The sequence below is a fragment of the Alloscardovia criceti DSM 17774 genome (assembly GCF_000376885.1).
Lineage (GTDB): Bacteria > Actinomycetota > Actinomycetes > Actinomycetales > Bifidobacteriaceae > Alloscardovia > Alloscardovia criceti.
On record NZ_AQXR01000010.1, the window covers coordinates 113928 to 129790 of the forward strand.

General features: G+C 49.8%; 15 protein-coding genes. 4 read left to right on the forward strand and 11 right to left on the reverse strand.

Features of this window, described 5'->3' with window-relative positions:
• Window positions 1–80: 80 nt before the first annotated feature.
• From uriH to D570_RS0103910, 5 genes are all read right to left on the reverse strand, one after another.
• On the reverse strand, window positions 81–1022 hold the full coding sequence (uriH, locus tag D570_RS0103895; protein WP_018143092.1) for a uridine-preferring nucleoside hydrolase UriH: 942 nt from the start codon (window positions 1020–1022) through the stop codon (window positions 81–83).
• Between the two features lie 196 nt (window positions 1023–1218).
• Window positions 1219–2343 carry a LacI family DNA-binding transcriptional regulator gene (locus tag D570_RS0103900; RefSeq protein WP_018143093.1) on the reverse strand — a complete coding sequence of 375 codons (1125 nt, stop codon included), beginning with the start codon at window positions 2341–2343 and terminating at the stop codon, window positions 1219–1221.
• A 206-nt stretch (window positions 2344–2549) separates the two neighbouring features.
• The gene (locus D570_RS09065; protein ID WP_169331219.1) at window positions 2550–2948 is read right to left on the reverse strand and encodes a CPBP family intramembrane glutamic endopeptidase; all 399 of its coding nucleotides are present in this window, start codon (window positions 2946–2948) and stop codon (window positions 2550–2552) included.
• Window positions 2914–3300 (reverse strand): hypothetical protein, encoded by a 387-nt coding sequence (locus tag D570_RS09460; protein ID WP_051067182.1) that lies wholly within the window; start codon window positions 3298–3300, stop codon window positions 2914–2916. Before D570_RS09460 ends, D570_RS09065 begins: the two co-directional genes overlap by 35 nt.
• On the reverse strand, window positions 3294–3848 hold the full coding sequence (locus D570_RS0103910; protein WP_018143094.1) for a TetR/AcrR family transcriptional regulator: 555 nt from the start codon (window positions 3846–3848) through the stop codon (window positions 3294–3296). The genes D570_RS09460 and D570_RS0103910 overlap by 7 nt, the downstream gene beginning before the upstream one ends.
• A gap of 390 nt (window positions 3849–4238) precedes the next feature.
• Here D570_RS0103910 and D570_RS0103915 point away from each other — a divergent pair, with 390 nt between their 5' ends.
• Window positions 4239–4712, forward strand: a complete 474-nt coding sequence (locus tag D570_RS0103915) for a LytTR family DNA-binding domain-containing protein (RefSeq protein ID WP_018143095.1) — start codon at window positions 4239–4241, stop codon at window positions 4710–4712.
• 29 nt (window positions 4713–4741) lie between these two features.
• The gene (locus D570_RS0103920; RefSeq protein ID WP_018143096.1) at window positions 4742–5212 is read left to right on the forward strand and encodes a DUF3021 domain-containing protein; all 471 of its coding nucleotides are present in this window, start codon (window positions 4742–4744) and stop codon (window positions 5210–5212) included.
• Window positions 5213–5279: 67 nt separating this feature from the next.
• On the opposite strand, the gene gmk is transcribed toward D570_RS0103920, so the two are convergent.
• The 5 genes from gmk to efp all read right to left on the reverse strand — a co-directional run bounded on the left by gmk (window position 5280) and on the right by efp (window position 11896).
• Window positions 5280–5864, reverse strand: a complete 585-nt coding sequence (gmk, locus tag D570_RS0103925) for a guanylate kinase (protein ID WP_018143097.1) — start codon at window positions 5862–5864, stop codon at window positions 5280–5282.
• Between the two features lie 119 nt (window positions 5865–5983).
• On the reverse strand, window positions 5984–9358 hold the full coding sequence (carB, locus tag D570_RS0103930) for a carbamoyl-phosphate synthase large subunit (RefSeq protein ID WP_018143098.1): 3375 nt from the start codon (window positions 9356–9358) through the stop codon (window positions 5984–5986).
• Window positions 9359–9385: 27 nt separating this feature from the next.
• Window positions 9386–10615: a glutamine-hydrolyzing carbamoyl-phosphate synthase small subunit gene (carA, locus tag D570_RS0103935; RefSeq protein ID WP_018143099.1), complete on the reverse strand. Its 1230-nt coding sequence runs from the start codon at window positions 10613–10615 to the stop codon at window positions 9386–9388.
• Window positions 10616–10642: 27 nt separating this feature from the next.
• Complete coding sequence (nusB, locus tag D570_RS08455; protein ID WP_018143100.1) at window positions 10643–11299, reverse strand: transcription antitermination factor NusB; 657 nt, start codon at window positions 11297–11299, stop codon at window positions 10643–10645.
• A gap of 33 nt (window positions 11300–11332) precedes the next feature.
• Entirely contained in the window at window positions 11333–11896 is a 564-nt protein-coding gene (gene efp, locus D570_RS0103945) for an elongation factor P (protein ID WP_018143101.1), read from the reverse strand.
• Window positions 11897–12398: 502 nt separating this feature from the next.
• Here efp and D570_RS0103950 point away from each other — a divergent pair.
• Window positions 12399–13301 carry a C40 family peptidase gene (locus D570_RS0103950; protein ID WP_245531863.1) on the forward strand — a complete coding sequence of 301 codons (903 nt, stop codon included), beginning with the start codon at window positions 12399–12401 and terminating at the stop codon, window positions 13299–13301.
• A 94-nt stretch (window positions 13302–13395) separates the two neighbouring features.
• Here the strand turns inward: D570_RS0103950 and D570_RS09075 are convergent, their stop codons facing one another.
• Complete coding sequence (locus D570_RS09075; RefSeq protein WP_018143103.1) at window positions 13396–14229, reverse strand: 5'-methylthioadenosine/S-adenosylhomocysteine nucleosidase family protein; 834 nt, start codon at window positions 14227–14229, stop codon at window positions 13396–13398.
• Window positions 14230–14366: 137 nt separating this feature from the next.
• Here D570_RS09075 and D570_RS08465 point away from each other — a divergent pair, with 137 nt between their 5' ends.
• Window positions 14367–15863: an adenosylhomocysteinase gene (locus D570_RS08465; protein ID WP_018143104.1), complete on the forward strand. Its 1497-nt coding sequence runs from the start codon at window positions 14367–14369 to the stop codon at window positions 15861–15863.

A 15863-nucleotide genomic window follows, 5' to 3' on the forward strand; every position in this document is an offset into this window, starting at 1 on the left:
TTTACATCGCGTACATTGTGTATGTACAGGTTTGAATAAATTATTTCGGATACTCGAAGCAGGATTTATGAAGCAGGAAATTAGCCAATGCGCTGAATTGCGTCTTTGACCAAATCCCAGAACTTGTCAAAATCAAGTTTTGTAGCAACCTGAGTATGGCATTCTTCTTCAGAAGGTTCAGGACCGCGGAAATCTGCTACTGTCATTCCCAAGGTCAGGGTGCCGTTGAGCTCAATATCTACTGGGCAACGACGGGTTTGTACGATAGAAGAATCGATCAGATAAGCAATGGTGCATGGGTCATGCACAGGTGGATCTACGAAATCTTCGTTCTTGCTGTAGGCAAAGCGGAAGAAGTCCATAAGTCCGGAGACGAACTGAGCCAAATCTGTGTCCAAAGCTTCAATTTCACGCTGAACCTGAGGCGTGCACAATGCCTGATGAGTCAGGTCCAAACCAACCATTGTTACTTTCCAAGGCTCATTAAACACGATGTGTGCTGCTTCTGGGTCCACCATAATATTGAACTCTGCCACTGCGCTCCAGTTACCTACATTGTAACCACCGCCCATGAGCACGACTTCCTTCACGCGCTCGACGATGCGTGGCTCCAAGCGTGCAGCCAAAGCGATATTTGTCAATGGGCCGGTTGGTACGAGCGTAACAGTGCCTGGCTCCTCGCGCATAATGGTGTCAATGATAAACTGCACCGCACCTTCGGTTTCCAATGGGCGTGAAGGTTCTGGCAACTCTACGCCATCCAAGCCTGTTTCACCGTGAATAGTTGCAGCCACCTGAGCAGGGCGCAGAATTGGTCGGCTGGCACCACGGTACACAGGCACATCCGTAGCATGTGCCTTTTCCAGTACGGCACGCGCATTGTACGTCACCTTGTCAATGCTCTGATTGCCGCCTACGGTTGTCACGCCGAGCAAATCGATATTTGGATTTCCTACAGCAAGCAAAATTGCGACGGCATCATCATGTCCTGGATCACAATCGAGAATAATTTTCTTGGACATCGAAGTCTCCCTTGAATTCGGATTTTCCGCATTTCTTTTCGGTATGTCAGAAATAATGCCTAATGCTGAGATAAAAATTCAAATTCAGAATCTTTGAATTTTTAGTCTTGGTTAAGCGTTTAACCAACATACTATAAATTTATCAATTCTCGAAATGTAAAGCAAACTAAGCGTGTCGTCAAACGAGGAAGAAAATCTATGCTTCGATCGTAGAAACCGTAGACCGCTCGATTAATTGAGGCTCGAGCAATGTAATGCGCTCTTGCGAAACAAGCTGCGTAGCGCGATACGCCTTCATCATAGCAAAACCGCGTTGGGCTAAATCCGCCACATTTTGACGCATTGAGGTGATATCAAAATCTAAGCCAAATGCAGGCATCACGTCATCATAGCCGATGATAGAAATATCTTCGGGGATACGAATGCCGCGCTCTCGCGCTCTTCTAGAAAAACCGATAGCAATGAGATCATTACCACAGAAAACGGCGGTAACACCCGCATCGATGAGGTCGTCAGCGTGCTTGCTGCCCTCCGAAACGCTAAAACCACTGCTGACAAGACATGCTGGCTCGATGGTGATACCTCGCTGGTTCAAGCCCTCTACAAAACCCTCAAAACGCTCGGTATTATTGCGTGAATCTTTATTTGCCGGTTCTACTGGACCGATATATCCAAAACGCTGATGCCCCTTGCTGACCAGATATTCTGCAGCCATCCGTCCACCCATCCGATGGTCATATGCCAAGGCTGCCCAGTTATTTTTTCCGTGTTCTTTGCTGGATTCTGCGCTGGACGCCGCCATCGCACCCTGCCCAGTTTCCGCATGTGACGGCGTGAGATCTGGAATGCGGTCTATAAAGATGACTGGGAAATCAAGATTTGACAGGAACTGGCGTAGTTTTTCATTGCGCGCAGATGTGCCCTTTGCCGGCACCATAAAGAGTCCGTCAATGCCCAACTGCACCATGCGCCGCAAAGCAGATTCCTGCTCTTTCACATCTTCACCAGAATCCACCACCAGCAAGGAATAGCCGTTTTTCTTGCATTCCTCTTCCAAATGCTTGGCCAGCGAAACGAAGAAGAGATTTTCGATATCCGGAATAATTAAAGCCAGCAGACTCGATGAATGCGTCGCCAAGTTTCGTGCAGATTGGTTTGGCACATAGTTTAAATCGCGCGCGATGGCACGAATGTGATCGCGTGTCTCTTCGGTAAAACGGTTTGGCTTATTGTTGAGCACCAGCGATACGGCCGTCGAGGATACGCCGGCTATACGTGCAATATCTTTCAGTGTTGCGCGCTTTGCCCTCTTGATTGCCATATGTATCCCCCTACATCGTTGTCAATATTAGAGGGTATCACGTTTAACCACACTGTACGATTAGACAGTGTCGAGCACGTGTAAATCCGGATGAATTTTCCTTATTTCTATGGCGTACCTCCACAGTATATCCTTTTAGAGCGCTAGACCTTTCTTCACTGAATTGTATAACACCTACAAAATCCCACTTGGAACTTTCCGCTACCTCATGCTTGTGATGAGTGCTTGTGCGGCGCCGGTAAACTTTTCATCACAAAGCAGGCGTAAGCCACACTGATTACAATGAGGATGCCTGCTGTCAACGCCCGCATCCCTACACTCACACCGGATTGAGCCGCAAAACCATCCGAGATATTAATCAGCTGATGCGTCACAATGCAGGGCACTAAGCTACCGCTGCGATAGAAAATCGTCACAAAGAGGAAGCCCAGCGCTACAGCCAAACAGATTTGCATCACTGTGCTCATCACATCCAAACCACTACCATTGAAGAGGTTGATGATATGTCCCAAGGCGAAAGTCAGACTGGAGACAATGATGGCCGTGCGCACATTGTTCTTGGCTATGGCCTTAAAGAGAAATCCACGGAAAATGAGCTCCTCCAAAAAAACCGATGCACAGCATGGAGACCATACTGGACACCATTCCCGCCCAAGAATACCGTATTTCCAAGCCATTCCACAGGTTGCCGCTGGCTATCACAATCAGAGGAATATACCACAGGAAGCGTCGAGCTCCAAAGGTAGATGAAGTCAGCCCAAAGCGTTGCGTCAGCCTATGCCGAATCAGAAATACCAGCGCAATGCCTGTCAGCACAAGACCTACAATGGCATTGGCAAGATATTCTACGCCTAGCGATGCGTTCACATCAAACGCAAGCGATTCCGCTACACAGTACACAATGATCCATACCAGCGCGAAATGCAATTCGTTTTTGTCATATAACTTTTTCAACATGATGTCTCCTCTCGCTGCGCCCGTGTTGCACCTGTGAAGGCCTTCACGAGCTGAGCTTTTATCTCATCTTCTTCGAATGGGAAAGCGTTATTGGCTACTAAGCTTGCATACCCGTGCACGAAAAAGAACACGATGGTAAAAACAGACTTTGACTGCTGCGGACTCAGTCCCGTGACTCTTTGTACAGACTGCATCAGTGCAGAAAACGCTGGCGTATCCACGACATCAAAGATATTCGTGTCAGTATGGTAATCCGACTGAAACAGAAAACGGAACAACTGCGGCTCTTCGTGAGCGAAGCGGATATACTGTAGGCCGATCTGTGCGAGCGTGCTACCAGCACCTTCCACAGCGCCTTCGACGTCCATAATGTAACGCGTATGGAAAGTATCCGTATACGCGAAGGTTGCTTTTTTCAGCTCCTCCATCGTAGGAAACTGGTACATCACCGGCTGGGTGGAACAATGCAATTTTTCTGCTACGCGCCGCACATTTACGCTATCCACCCCCAGCTGTCGAATTATCTCGAAAGCCGCGTGAATAACCATATCTCGCGAAACTTTAGACCTAGGTGGCACCGCTTTCACCTCACTGTGATAACAGGTGTTATATAACATTAATTATATATCTTCGCAGCGTATTTCCCTATTTCTCTGCACTGTTGAGTCCTGCCTGCAGCGTTATCTGCTGGGTGGATATTATGTCTGCGCTCATCTCAAGCCCAGACGGCTCAATGGTCCGCCTTGAATCTTGGACAGAATGTCCATCGCGTTTTTCCTGCACTTATCGGGCAATTTGCCGATTCCATCCGAGTAAAATTGTGGGCATATTCCTCAACTTTTTATGATGAATGTACTGCACAACTTTTCTCCGAAAAGGACATTCATTTCAGAATTCCTTGGAGAAAACACAAAGAAGTGACAGGGAGGAGAACTCACATGAGAGTAAGCTTTCAGCAAGTCGATGCGCAAACCGAACCCATTGCTCTCGTTATGGCGCATGAAAGAACGGCGCAGGTTAACGAGGCCATAGCGGCGATTGAAGCCATCGAAATCTCCGATAATTCCCCTCATGCTCCCCTAGACATGATTTCCGGCAACTTTAACGGCCAGAACTCTGTCATTCCTGTGGCTCATATCGCTTACTTTTATGCTCAGGATAAGCATGTATATGCGCGATATAACAAGCAGGATTGGCAAGTGGTTTTGACCTTAAAAAGCTTGGATGCTGGGCTCAATTCTCAGCAATTCGTCCGGGTCAGCAATTCAGCTATTGTCAATATGCAGGCTTTAGTCCGTTTCGACTTCACCTTGGCCGGTCATTGCATTGCTCTTCTACGCGATGGGTCGAAGGTGAAGGTTTCTGAACGTTTTATCGGAGTTATTAAATCTCGTCTCATTTCTCGAGCATAGTGGTGCTCAATCGCAGTAAGGAATTCATTATGGACAAGCGGATAGTAAACACCATTAAATATACACTTTTAGGAGCTGTTGTCGGCGTTTTCGTGGGCTGGTGCTTCGTCATTGTATTCAATCTGGTCTACGGTTCGACGGGATTATTTTACCCTAGTCGCCCTGAATGGGTAGCGCAATTCCCTTCTGTCACCATTGCATTCATCGTCAGCACGTTGCTGTGGATGCTTATGGGCATCGTGTGTGCGCTCGCAAGCTACTGGCTTTTTGATGCAGATCCGTGGAATATGGGCCTGACCGCCACTACTTTCTGGCATTTCCTCATAATCATGCTGACTATGACGGGCGTGTCATTTGCCGCAGGTTGGTATCCGATTTCATGGGCCAGTTTAGGCATATTCTTCGTCCAATTTGCCATACTGTATCTCATTATTTGGTTCAGCATGTTTATGTATTATCGTTCCCAAATTCAAGAGCTCAATCAGCAGCTAAAAAAATAATGCAGGGCTTATGAAAATTGCGGAGGACTGCTCATCCTCCGCAATTTTTATAACCTTACACGTCGTTTTACTTACCCATAGCGGTTTCAAAAACACCCCACAGCTCTGCGGCTGCACGATCTACCTCATCATTGACGATGACCACATCAAACTCATTTTGCAGATCGAGTTCGTGGCGAGCCGTTTGCAATCTGCGCTGCTGCTGCTCCGGAGTTTCCGTACCTCGACCCTGCAATCTCGACTCCAACTCGTCAAAGCTTGGTGGAGCCAGGAAAACAAAAATAGGATTCAAACCCAGCTCGGCTGCGCGCGCCTTGACCTTATGCACACCCTGCACATCAATTTCCAGCATGGACGGATCACCCGCCTGTAAATGCTCCAGCACAGGAGCCACCGGCGTTCCGTAATAATCCATGCCATGCACTATAGCCGTTTCCAAAAATTCGCCGCGTTCTTTTTTCGCGAGAAATTCTTCGGTGGTTAAAAAGAAATAATTTTTCCCATCCACCTCACCGGGACGTGGCTGGCGCGTGGTCGCAGAAACACTCAGCCAGATTTCAGGGTGATCCTCAAACAGCTTGGATTCTACGGTACCCTTACCCACAGCGGTTGGCCCCGCTAAGACGACAAGACGATTGGTGTTTTCTTTCATAGCAGACCACTTTACTCGAGGCTCTCGAATGTGGATCCCCCCCCCACGAAAAAGCACAAGGCAGGTGCCCGAGCATGGTATTGCCTGAGCACCCGCCTTTGACGATCTTGAGCGTGAAACTATGCTTGCTTATCCATTTCGTGGAGACGCTCCGCATGCTCCTGGATGGAAGCCACTTCATAGTCTGCATTTTTCACAGCCTGGATGGCAATCAATGCAGCCATAAACTCCGTTACCGTCGTGAACTGTGGCAAATCCGCCGCAATAGCTGCGGCTCGAATGGAGTAACCATCGGAACGTGAGCTACGGGAGCTTGGCGTATTGAGGATAAGATCAATCTGACCTTCCTCAATCAAGTCCACCACGTTCTTGCCGGTGCTGCCCTTGACTGGAATCTGCTTCATATCGCCCGTTTCCGCATCCTGAGTCAGCTTGTCCACGATTTGCACATCCATGCCGTAGCGGCGCAGTACAGAAGCAGTACCCTCGGTAGCCAGCAAGGAGAAGCCCAGCTCCAGCAAACGCGCAGCCATCAAAGGCAACTGACGCTTATCCGTGTCATTGACGGAGATAAAGACATTGCCTCCGGTCGGCAGGCCCGTTTCATAAGCCGCGATTTGGCTCTTTGCAAAAGCATGTGGGAAGTCCCGGTCAAAGCCCATCACCTCACCCGTGGAACGCATTTCTGGTCCGAGGATGACGTCCACCGTCTTACCTGCATCCGTGCGGAAGCGCTTAAATGGCAAAACTGCTTCCTTCACAGCCACCGGCTGACCAGGGCGAATATCGCCACCATCGCCTTCAGGCAGCAACAATCCCAGCTTGCGGGAATCAGCAATGCTCTCGCCTGCCATAATGCGCGCTGCAGCCTTGGCCAAAGCGGTTCCCGTAGCCTTAGACGCAAATGGCACGGTGCGCGAAGCACGTGGATTTGCCTCGATGACATACAAGGTGTTGCTCATAAAGGCGAACTGCACATTGATAAGTCCCTGCACACCTACACCCTCTGCAATAGCCAAGGTAGCCTTGCGCAAACGCTGAATCTGCGAGTCAGACAAGGTATTTGGAGGCAGTACGCAGGCCGCATCACCCGAATGCACACCGGCTTCCTCGATATGCTCCATAATGCCGCCGATATACAGCTCCTTGCCGTCATACAAAGCATCTACGTCTACTTCGATAGCGTCAGAGAGGAACTTATCAATCAACAGTGGCGAAGGCAGACGTCCGGATACCACACGATCGGCCTGAGCCTGACGCAAAGCACGGTCTACGTATTCCTTCAGTTGGCTGTCTTCAAAGACGATTTCCATACCCCGTCCACCCAAGACATAGGAAGGACGTACCAGTACCGGATAACCGATGGAATGAGCGGCCGCCAAAGCCTCATCATAGGACAGTGCGGTGCCGTAGCGTGGAGCGTTCAAGCCTTCACGATCCAGTACCTCGCCGAAAAGTTCACGATTTTCTGCCAAGTCGATGGATTCTGGCGTTGTACCCAAAATTGGCACACCCGCTGCCTTCAAACGTGCTGCCAAGGACAATGGCGTCTGACCACCCAGCTGGACAATAACGCCTTTAACAGGACCCTGCTTCAATTCAGCCTGATAAATTTCCAGCACATCCTCAAAGGTTAATGGCTCGAAGTACAGACGATCAGAAATATCGTAATCGGTAGAGACGGTTTCCGGATTACAGTTCACCATAATGGTGTCGTAATCCTTACCGAGCTCCTGCACGGCGTGCACGCAAGTGTAATCAAACTCGATACCTTGACCGATGCGATTTGGACCTGAGCCGAGGATAATTACCGCCTCGCGCTCACGCTTCTTCAGCTCCGTTTCGTCCGCATAAGTGGAATAGTAATAAGGGGTTACTGCGTCGAATTCCGCCGCGCAGGTATCGACGGTCTTGTACACCGGACGAATGCCGTAATTCTTACGCAACTCGCGGATGACATCCTCACCACGATCACCCAGGCCACGCAAGTGTGAAATCTGGACGTCCGACAAACCGGACTTCTTAGCCAGACGTAGCAGGTCTGGGCTCAAGGCCTCGGCTGCTTTCACCTTCATAGCTGTTTCATTGATACGCATAAATTGATCGATAAACCATGGATCAATCTTCGTGGCCTCAAAGATCTGCTCGAGGCTAGCGCCACCCCAAATAGCACGCATCACTTGTAGATAGCGATGCTCAGTTGGCACCTTCATAGCAGCCAAAAGATCCGCCACTTCTTGTGCGTTTGGCACGTCTCCGTCCCAGTTAAAGCCTGCATTGCGCTTATCAATGGAACGCATGGCTTTGCCCAAGGATTCTTGGAAATTACCTGCCAAAGCCATGGCTTCACCCACGGACTTCATGGAGGTGGTCAACGTGTCATCTGCACCTGGGAATTTCTCGAAAGCAAAGCGCGGAATCTTCGTTACTACATAATCGATGGTTGGCTCGAAGCTGGCAGGCGTCGTCTGCGTAATGTCATTTTGAATTTCATCCAAGGTGTAGCCCAAAGCAAGCTTTGCCGCAATCTTGGCAATAGGGTAACCCGTAGCCTTCGAAGCCAAAGCAGAGGAACGCGATACGCGAGGGTTCATTTCGATGACAACGATGCGCCCGTTGCGAGGATTGACAGCAAACTGAATATTGCAACCACCGGTATCCACACCTACACCGCGAATAATAGCGATGCCGATATCGCGTAGCTTCTGGTATTCGCGATCCGTCAGGGTAAAGACCGGAGCCACGGTAATGGAATCGCCCGTATGCACACCCACAGGATCCACATTTTCAATTGGGCAGACGACGACTACATTATCGTTGCGGTCGCGCATTAACTCGAGTTCGTACTCTTTCCACCCTTCAAGGCCTTCTTCAATCAAAACCTCGTGCGTTGGTGAGTAATGCAAACCTGCGCCTGCAATGCGGTGGAGATCCTCGATATTGCGCGCAATACCGGAACCCAAACCACCCATGGTAAAGCTTGGACGTACCACGACTGGATAGCCCAGCTCATTGTTGACAATGTCTTCGACCTCTTGCATGGAATGTGCAATAAAGGAGCGAGCGGAATCACCACCTGCCTCTGCTACCACCTGCTTGAAGAGTTCACGGTCCTCACCGCGATCGATAGCTTCCAAGGAAGCGCCGATGAGCTCCACATTGTACTTGTCTAAAATCCCCGCATTGCCCAATGCAATAGCCGCATTCAAGGCAGTCTGTCCACCCAAGGTTGGCAGCAAAGCATCTGGGCGTTCTTTCGCAATAATGCGCTCCAAAATAGGTACGGATAGGGGCTCAATGTACGTGGCATCGGCCATTTCTGGATCGGTCATAATGGTTGCAGGATTCGAATTCACCAAGATAACGCGAACGCCTTCTTCACGAAGCACGCGACAAGCCTGAGTACCGGAGTAATCAAATTCGGCAGCTTGTCCAATCACAATAGGTCCGGAACCGATAACCATAACGGATGTGATGTCTGTGCGCTTAGGCATGGATTTTCCCTTCTATTGTGTCTGAGTCTAGTTCTGTGATGGATTCGAAGACTGCTGAGACTTCATGAGGTCTACAAAGCGATCGAAAAGATAAGCTGCATCGTGAGGACCGGCTGCTGCCTCTGGGTGATACTGTACGGAGAATGCTGGGATATCCAAGCATTGCAAGCCTTCCACCACGTTATCGTTCAAATCCACGTGGCTGACCTGTACGCGCCCGAAGTGCCCCTCGCCAAATGGGCTAGGCACTGCATCGCCCAGCGGAGCATCCACCGCAAAGCCGTGATTATGTGCGGTCACTTCTACCTTGCCGGTAGTGAGATCTTGTACTGGCTGGTTGACGCCGCGATGACCAAACTTGAGCTTGTAGGTACCAAATCCCAGGGCACGGCCAAGGAGCTGATTTCCAAAGCAAATGCCAAAGAACGGAATTTTGGCATCCAACACCTTGCGCAACTGCTCTACCTCAAAATCAGCGGTGGACGGATCGCCAGGACCATTGGAGAAGAAGACGCCATCTGGATTCAACGCCTGAATATCCTCGAAAGTGGCGGTCGATGGCAAAACATGCACTTCACAGCCGCGCTCCGCCATACGATATGGGCTCATAGCTTTCACACCCAAGTCCACGGATACGACGGTGTACAGCGGCTGCTGGCCTTCGAACGCGCCCTGAGGATTCACCACATAAGCTTTGTCGGTGGACACCTCTTCGGAGAGATTTGCCCCGCTCATTAATGGCGAATTCTTTACAATATCCAGCAAATCCTCGATGCGCTTGAGGCGACCCTCCTCATCCACCAAAGCAGAACCGGAGAAAATACCTGCACGCATCACGCCTGCAGAGCGCAAATGACGCACGAGCTTACGCGTATCAATATCCGCAATGCCCACGATGGAGTTGGACTTGAGATCATCGTCCAGGCTACGCTGTGCTCTCCAATTAGAAACTTGGGTAGCAGGATCACGCACTACGTATCCTGCTACCCAAATCTGCTGAGATTCTAAATCCTCGTCATTGACACCGGTATTGCCAATATGCGGGAATGTTTGAACGACAATCTGACGATCATAGGATGGATCGGTTAATGTCTCCTGGTAACCGGTCATAGCCGTGGAGAAAACAATTTCCCCGGTCGTTACCCCTTCGGCACCATAAGGAGCGCCAACATAAACGTTTCCATCTTCCAGCACCAATAAGGCATTGTGGACGGAATAGATATCTGGACTAATTACTGCCGAATCTTGAGGATTCACACATGCCTCCTGAGCTGTGGGTCGGTCTTAATTGTCTTGCGAAAGAGACGATGTATCCGCCGCAGTATCAGCATTATCTGAATCCGCGGAGGAAAGCGCATCGCCAAAATCTGTAATGGAAATATCGTCGAAGTTTTGAGCCTCATCTGCTGATACAGAAGCAGACTCCACATCTTCGACCTCATCTTGTGTGTCGTTGTGGCTGGAATCAGCATCGTGTGCAGCGTCTTCCTCTGCCTGAACTGCACGCTGATTTTGCCATTCAATTTCTTCTTGACGAATATCCTGAGCCTTCTTCTCAATAGTGCTCAATACACCGAAAAGAAAATCAGGAGTTTCATCGCCTGCATAAGTTTTTGCAAGCGCGATAGCTTCATTAATTGCTACACCCGCAGGAATTTCCTCGTTATAGACAATTTCCCACGTAGCCATGCGTGCTAAATTGCGATCAATTGCAGGCATGCGCTTTACTTCCCAAGACGTAGATGCTTCAGAAAGTGCCTTATCAATGGTGCGGCGATGGTGTGCTACACCTTGCACAATTTCAATTGCATACGTGGGAAGGGGTGTTTGTGCACCTGGATACACGATGCGCGCGTCTAAGAGGTCTGTAAATTCCTGACCTCTGACGTCAGCTTCAAACAGTGTATTCAGTGCGCGCTTTCGAGCGGTGGAACGTGCCATATTAAAATGTGGTCCTTAATGTCCCGCTATCTCTTAATTTTCGCGTCCGAGGTAGTCGCCTGTGCGCGTATCTACCTTCAAACGTTCGCCTTCATTGATGAACAATGGTACCTGGATTTCTGCACCCGTTTCCATGGTGGCAGGCTTCGTACCAGCAGAAGAACGGTTGCCCTGCAAACCTGGTTCTGTGTGAGCCACGGTCAAAATCACGGCTGCAGGCAGTTCTACAGACAATGGGTTTCCATCGTGGAAGGACACGATGCAGTCTGTGCCTTCGAGCAAGAACTTCTCAGAGTCACCAATCAAGGACTCTGGAATGTACACCTGATCATAGGTGGTCATATCCATGAATACGAAGTTGTCGCCATCGCGGTAAGAGTACTGCAAGGTACGATTATCTACGGTTTCGAAGTCCATCTTCATACCCGCATTGAAGGTCTTATCTACAATCTTGCCGGTGAGAACTTCCTTAATCTTGGTGCGCACGAACGCTGGGCCCTTGCCTGGCTTTACGTGCTGGAATTCGATAACGCTCCACAATTTACCATCGAGATTGATTACAGAACCGTTCTTAATATCATTTGAAGTTTGTGCCACTAAAATCACCTATTCATGCCGTTTTTATCAACGAAAAATCTTAAATCTTTCCTATTATGCCACACACCCTTTACCGCCTCTAGAGCCGTGTTGCGCAGGGTGTGATTTGCAAATTTTCACTCTCCATACACCTGTGATTACAAAATCTTCACAAATAAATTGGGGTGAAAATATACGGTGTTATTACTGCAATTCCACAGGTTCTGCATAGTACACCAGGGCCAGACTTATGCACAGGAGAAACTTTTTCTTTGGGCTCCCACCCATCCATGTTAAACTTATATGTTGTGTATTTGTGTGCATAGACCTCCCGGTGCTATCTCACGAATACCTTAGACCGCAAGTTGGTAGAGAAGAGTAAAATATCTATCAAGCCCAAGGACAACTAAGGGGAAACGTTTTGAGTACAGGAAAGCACCGAATTAGTTCTGCTGCTGCACCAGTAACACCTTTTAATACACAAAGCTCTTTTGTTAAGGCAAGTCGTTTATTTTCGCGTCACATGAAGAGTGTGAAGATTGGCACTCTTGCAGTATCGTCTTTGCTCATCGTGGCATTTGCGGGTTCAACCGCACCTACTTTTGCAAACGCAAACGGTAGCAACGCTGCTACCACTATTAGCGTTTCACGTGATTCCGAACGTACCGCGCTGACACAGGAAACGGCCACTGTGGATTATGTGCAGGGCTCTGAGTGGAGCCTGAACTCCGACAGCTCTGCTGTAACCGTGAAGTATGAAATGACTGATGAGCAGAACAGTGCTCGTGAGTCTTTGATTTCGGCGTATAACAACGCACAGTCGACGTACGGATCCAATGGTTCTGCTTCGAGCTCCACACTGGAGGCTTTGAGCAATGCGATGAATACCGCTTCTGAGCATTTGGCAGATACCTCTACTTCTGTGGATACATACAATGCCGATATCAGTGCTTTGCAGGATGCTGCTTCGAAGGTTAAGTCCAGCGCAGCTGCCGCTACAGCCGCAGCCAGCACCTCCAGCTCGACTTCTTCCTCCAGCTCTTCTAGCTCCAGCACTGTAACCGTGTCTGGCTCCGGATCCGGTTCTGAGTTGGCGAGCTATGCGGTGGGCTTCGTAGGTTCCCCATACTTGTGGGGTGGATCCACACCATCGGGTTGGGACTGCTCTGGATTCTTGCAGTATGTGTACGCTCAGTTTGGCGTCTCCCTGCCTCGCACCTCTGGCGCACAGGCTACCGTGGGTACGGCCGTTGCTTCACTTTCGGAAGCGCAGCCGGGAGATATCATCGCTAACGGTATCCACGCCGCTATTTATATTGGCAACGGTAAGGTTGTGAATGCTCTGGCTCCGGGCTTGGGCACTCAGGTTACGTCGTTGGCTTCCTTCGGTGGCAATAGTTACTCTATTCGCCGCGTGTTGAGCTAAGATTTTTGACGCATATGCATAAGGGCTTGTTGTTGATACAACAAGCCCTTATGCATATCTAGAGTGTCATATTTCGAGTTTTGTGTACGGGGAATTACACGTTCACTATTTTCTCCACTACACCCACTGCAATGTGGGCCGCTACCCGAGCAGAAATATTGAGATCCACTTGGCGCTGATCGAGATCCTCATAGGCCTCACCACAATCATTGGACAGCGCGCGAATCACGAGATGGTCAATCCCATTTTTCATGCATACATGGGATACCGCTGCTCCTTCCATCTCCTCTGCATCGGCATGGTCCTCTGTAATGATGCGTGTCAGCGTTTCATAGTCCGTGCTAAAGAGATTGCTGGTGGCTACGGTGCCCACGGTAAATCTGTGTGCCGCAAGGTCTTCTGTATGCGCATCGAGTTCTTGCGGCACCGCGCGAATCGTCTGCTCGGAATCCACGGAAGGATACATTTTTTCTGCGGCCTGTGGTGTGCTGGCATTATTTTCTACCGCTGTCATGCCGTGGTTCTGCACAAATTCTTGCGCGAATTGGACCAGCCGAGGCGTGGAGCCGAAAACCTCTTGATACGGCGGATCTTCAGCGATAATCTGCGTATCCGTTTCTTCGTATACCAGCTTTTGCGCGAGTACCACATCGGCAAAACCCAAGCGCGCATTGAGATTTCCTGCAATGCCTGTGAAAATCAGAGCTTCAGGTGTGCTGGCCAGAAAGCGCGCCACAGTAATCAGTGTCTGTGTAGCAGCGGCTATATTTGTGGTGCCCATGCCTCCATAAGCACTAAAAATATGTACATCGCCCGCTACATGATGCATTATGTTAAGACCGCCTTCGCGCACTACAGAGCCAGGAAATCTTTCCTGAATGAGTGCAATCTCGCGGGGTAAAGCGCTCAGTATCGCAATAGTTTTCATGTGGCTAGTGTATCAGGCGACCGTGCACCTCCCCTCTGTCTGTAGCTGTCCATATCCATTCAAACCAGCTAAGGGCAAGCGGGTCTGCAATCGAAGACTTTTGTGTACAATGGCTGTGAGATATAAAGGATTTCCAGATGTCACATGTCATGTTTTCTTCTGTTGTGCGCGCGATTTCGCAGGCAAGCAATCGCAGCTTGGCGGGCTCTCGTATTTTTATGCACGCCGATTTTGCCACGATTCCGCCGACACATTTTCTCCAGGCCGCACAGGTCTGGGGTATGCGCATCCTGACCGATCCGAAAGATGCAGCATCGTGTACTATTCACCTGCATAACACGTATGCCACGGTGGATGGTGAGAAAATCGAGTATGCGCAGGCACTGAAAAAATCTGTGTCTCGTCTCAGCGCTCGAGATCAGCTGGAACGCGCGTATCAGGCCATGCCCGTAGTGCGACAAATTACGGATGAACTCATCGCTGCTCGCACACTTCAAGGCGAGCGCATAGCCATCAGCTTAATTATCGAACCTAAAACCGCTATTCTCGCCTTGGAGCTCCAGCGCGCGGGCGCTCAAGTGGGTATTTTTGCCACGGCTGCCGAAGTGCATCAGCCCGTAGCAGATGAATTAAAGGCTCGCGGCATTCTCGTATACGCGGATGCTCAGTGGAATGCTCAGCAAGAGCAGAAGGCGGCTTTACAGCTGCTGGACGAGGTGAAGCCGACAATCATTATTGACGACGGCGCAAGTTTTGCACGCCTAGCCAGTGTGGAGCGTCCCAATCTTGTGCGCCAGCTCAAGGGTGTGGCAGAGGAAACGACCTCGGGTATCCGCGCTTTCCAGGCGATGCAGGATGCAGGAGCTTTGACCTATCCGGTTATTGCTTCAAACGATTCGGAGCTGAAAACCGGTTTCGACAATGTGCACGGTACGGGTGAAAGCTGCGTCACCACGTTATTGCATGTTTTAGGTGATGATTATGCACAACACTGCGCTCAGATGGCGGTTATCGGTTATGGCCCGGTGGGACGCGGATTTGCCCAGCGTATGAGAAGTCTCGGCGCACAGGTCGTCATCGTCGAACAGAGTGCGACGGCGGCGTTGAAGGCTCAATACGAAGGCTTTGAAGTCATGCCTCTGGCCCAAGCAGCTCGAACGAGTGATTGCCTCATTAGCGCCACCGGCGTGTATCACACAATAGACTTAGAAACCTTGCAATCGCTGGAGGATAACACCGTCTTGGGCGTTATTGGCGGCATTTCTCAGGAAATTGCTTTGGATGATTTAACGCAGATTACGGGTCAAAAAATTGAAACAGCCGTGGATATGACGCAGCTGGATTTAGGAAATGGTAAGCATGCACGCTTGATTGCTAGCGGTGATGGCATGAATTACACCATCAGCGGTGGAAATCCTATCGAAATTATGGATATGAGTTTTGCTGTTCAGCTCAATGCCGTGCGCATGCTGGCTCAAGATTATGAGCATTTACCGCATGAGATTGTGCGTATGGACCATACAATTGATGAAAGAATTGCGCGTAGCGCGCTTATTGCTCGCTCAACCACCATTGATGAGCCGCGCACGATGGTCAGCGACTGGACGCAAACGCGCTTTCATACCGCTCAGTAG

Coding starts and splice junctions, on each gene's coding strand:
- uriH (WP_018143092.1), bottom strand. CDS start 1,022: ATGTCCAAGAAAATTATTCTCGATTGTGATCCAGGACATGATGATGCC.
- D570_RS0103900 (WP_018143093.1), bottom strand. CDS start 2,343: ATGGCAATCAAGAGGGCAAAGCGCGCAACACTGAAAGATATTGCACGT.
- D570_RS09460 (WP_051067182.1), bottom strand. CDS start 3,300: ATGTTGAAAAAGTTATATGACAAAAACGAATTGCATTTCGCGCTGGTA.
- D570_RS0103910 (WP_018143094.1), bottom strand. CDS start 3,848: ATGGTTATTCACGCGGCTTTCGAGATAATTCGACAGCTGGGGGTGGAT.
- D570_RS0103915 (WP_018143095.1), top strand. CDS start 4,239: ATGAGAGTAAGCTTTCAGCAAGTCGATGCGCAAACCGAACCCATTGCT.
- D570_RS0103920 (WP_018143096.1), top strand. CDS start 4,742: ATGGACAAGCGGATAGTAAACACCATTAAATATACACTTTTAGGAGCT.
- gmk (WP_018143097.1), bottom strand. CDS start 5,864: ATGAAAGAAAACACCAATCGTCTTGTCGTCTTAGCGGGGCCAACCGCT.
- carB (WP_018143098.1), bottom strand. CDS start 9,358: ATGCCTAAGCGCACAGACATCACATCCGTTATGGTTATCGGTTCCGGA.
- nusB (WP_018143100.1), bottom strand. CDS start 11,299: ATGGCACGTTCCACCGCTCGAAAGCGCGCACTGAATACACTGTTTGAA.
- D570_RS0103950 (WP_245531863.1), top strand. CDS start 12,399: ATGAAGAGTGTGAAGATTGGCACTCTTGCAGTATCGTCTTTGCTCATC.
- D570_RS09075 (WP_018143103.1), bottom strand. CDS start 14,229: ATGAAAACTATTGCGATACTGAGCGCTTTACCCCGCGAGATTGCACTC.
- D570_RS08465 (WP_018143104.1), top strand. CDS start 14,367: ATGTCACATGTCATGTTTTCTTCTGTTGTGCGCGCGATTTCGCAGGCA.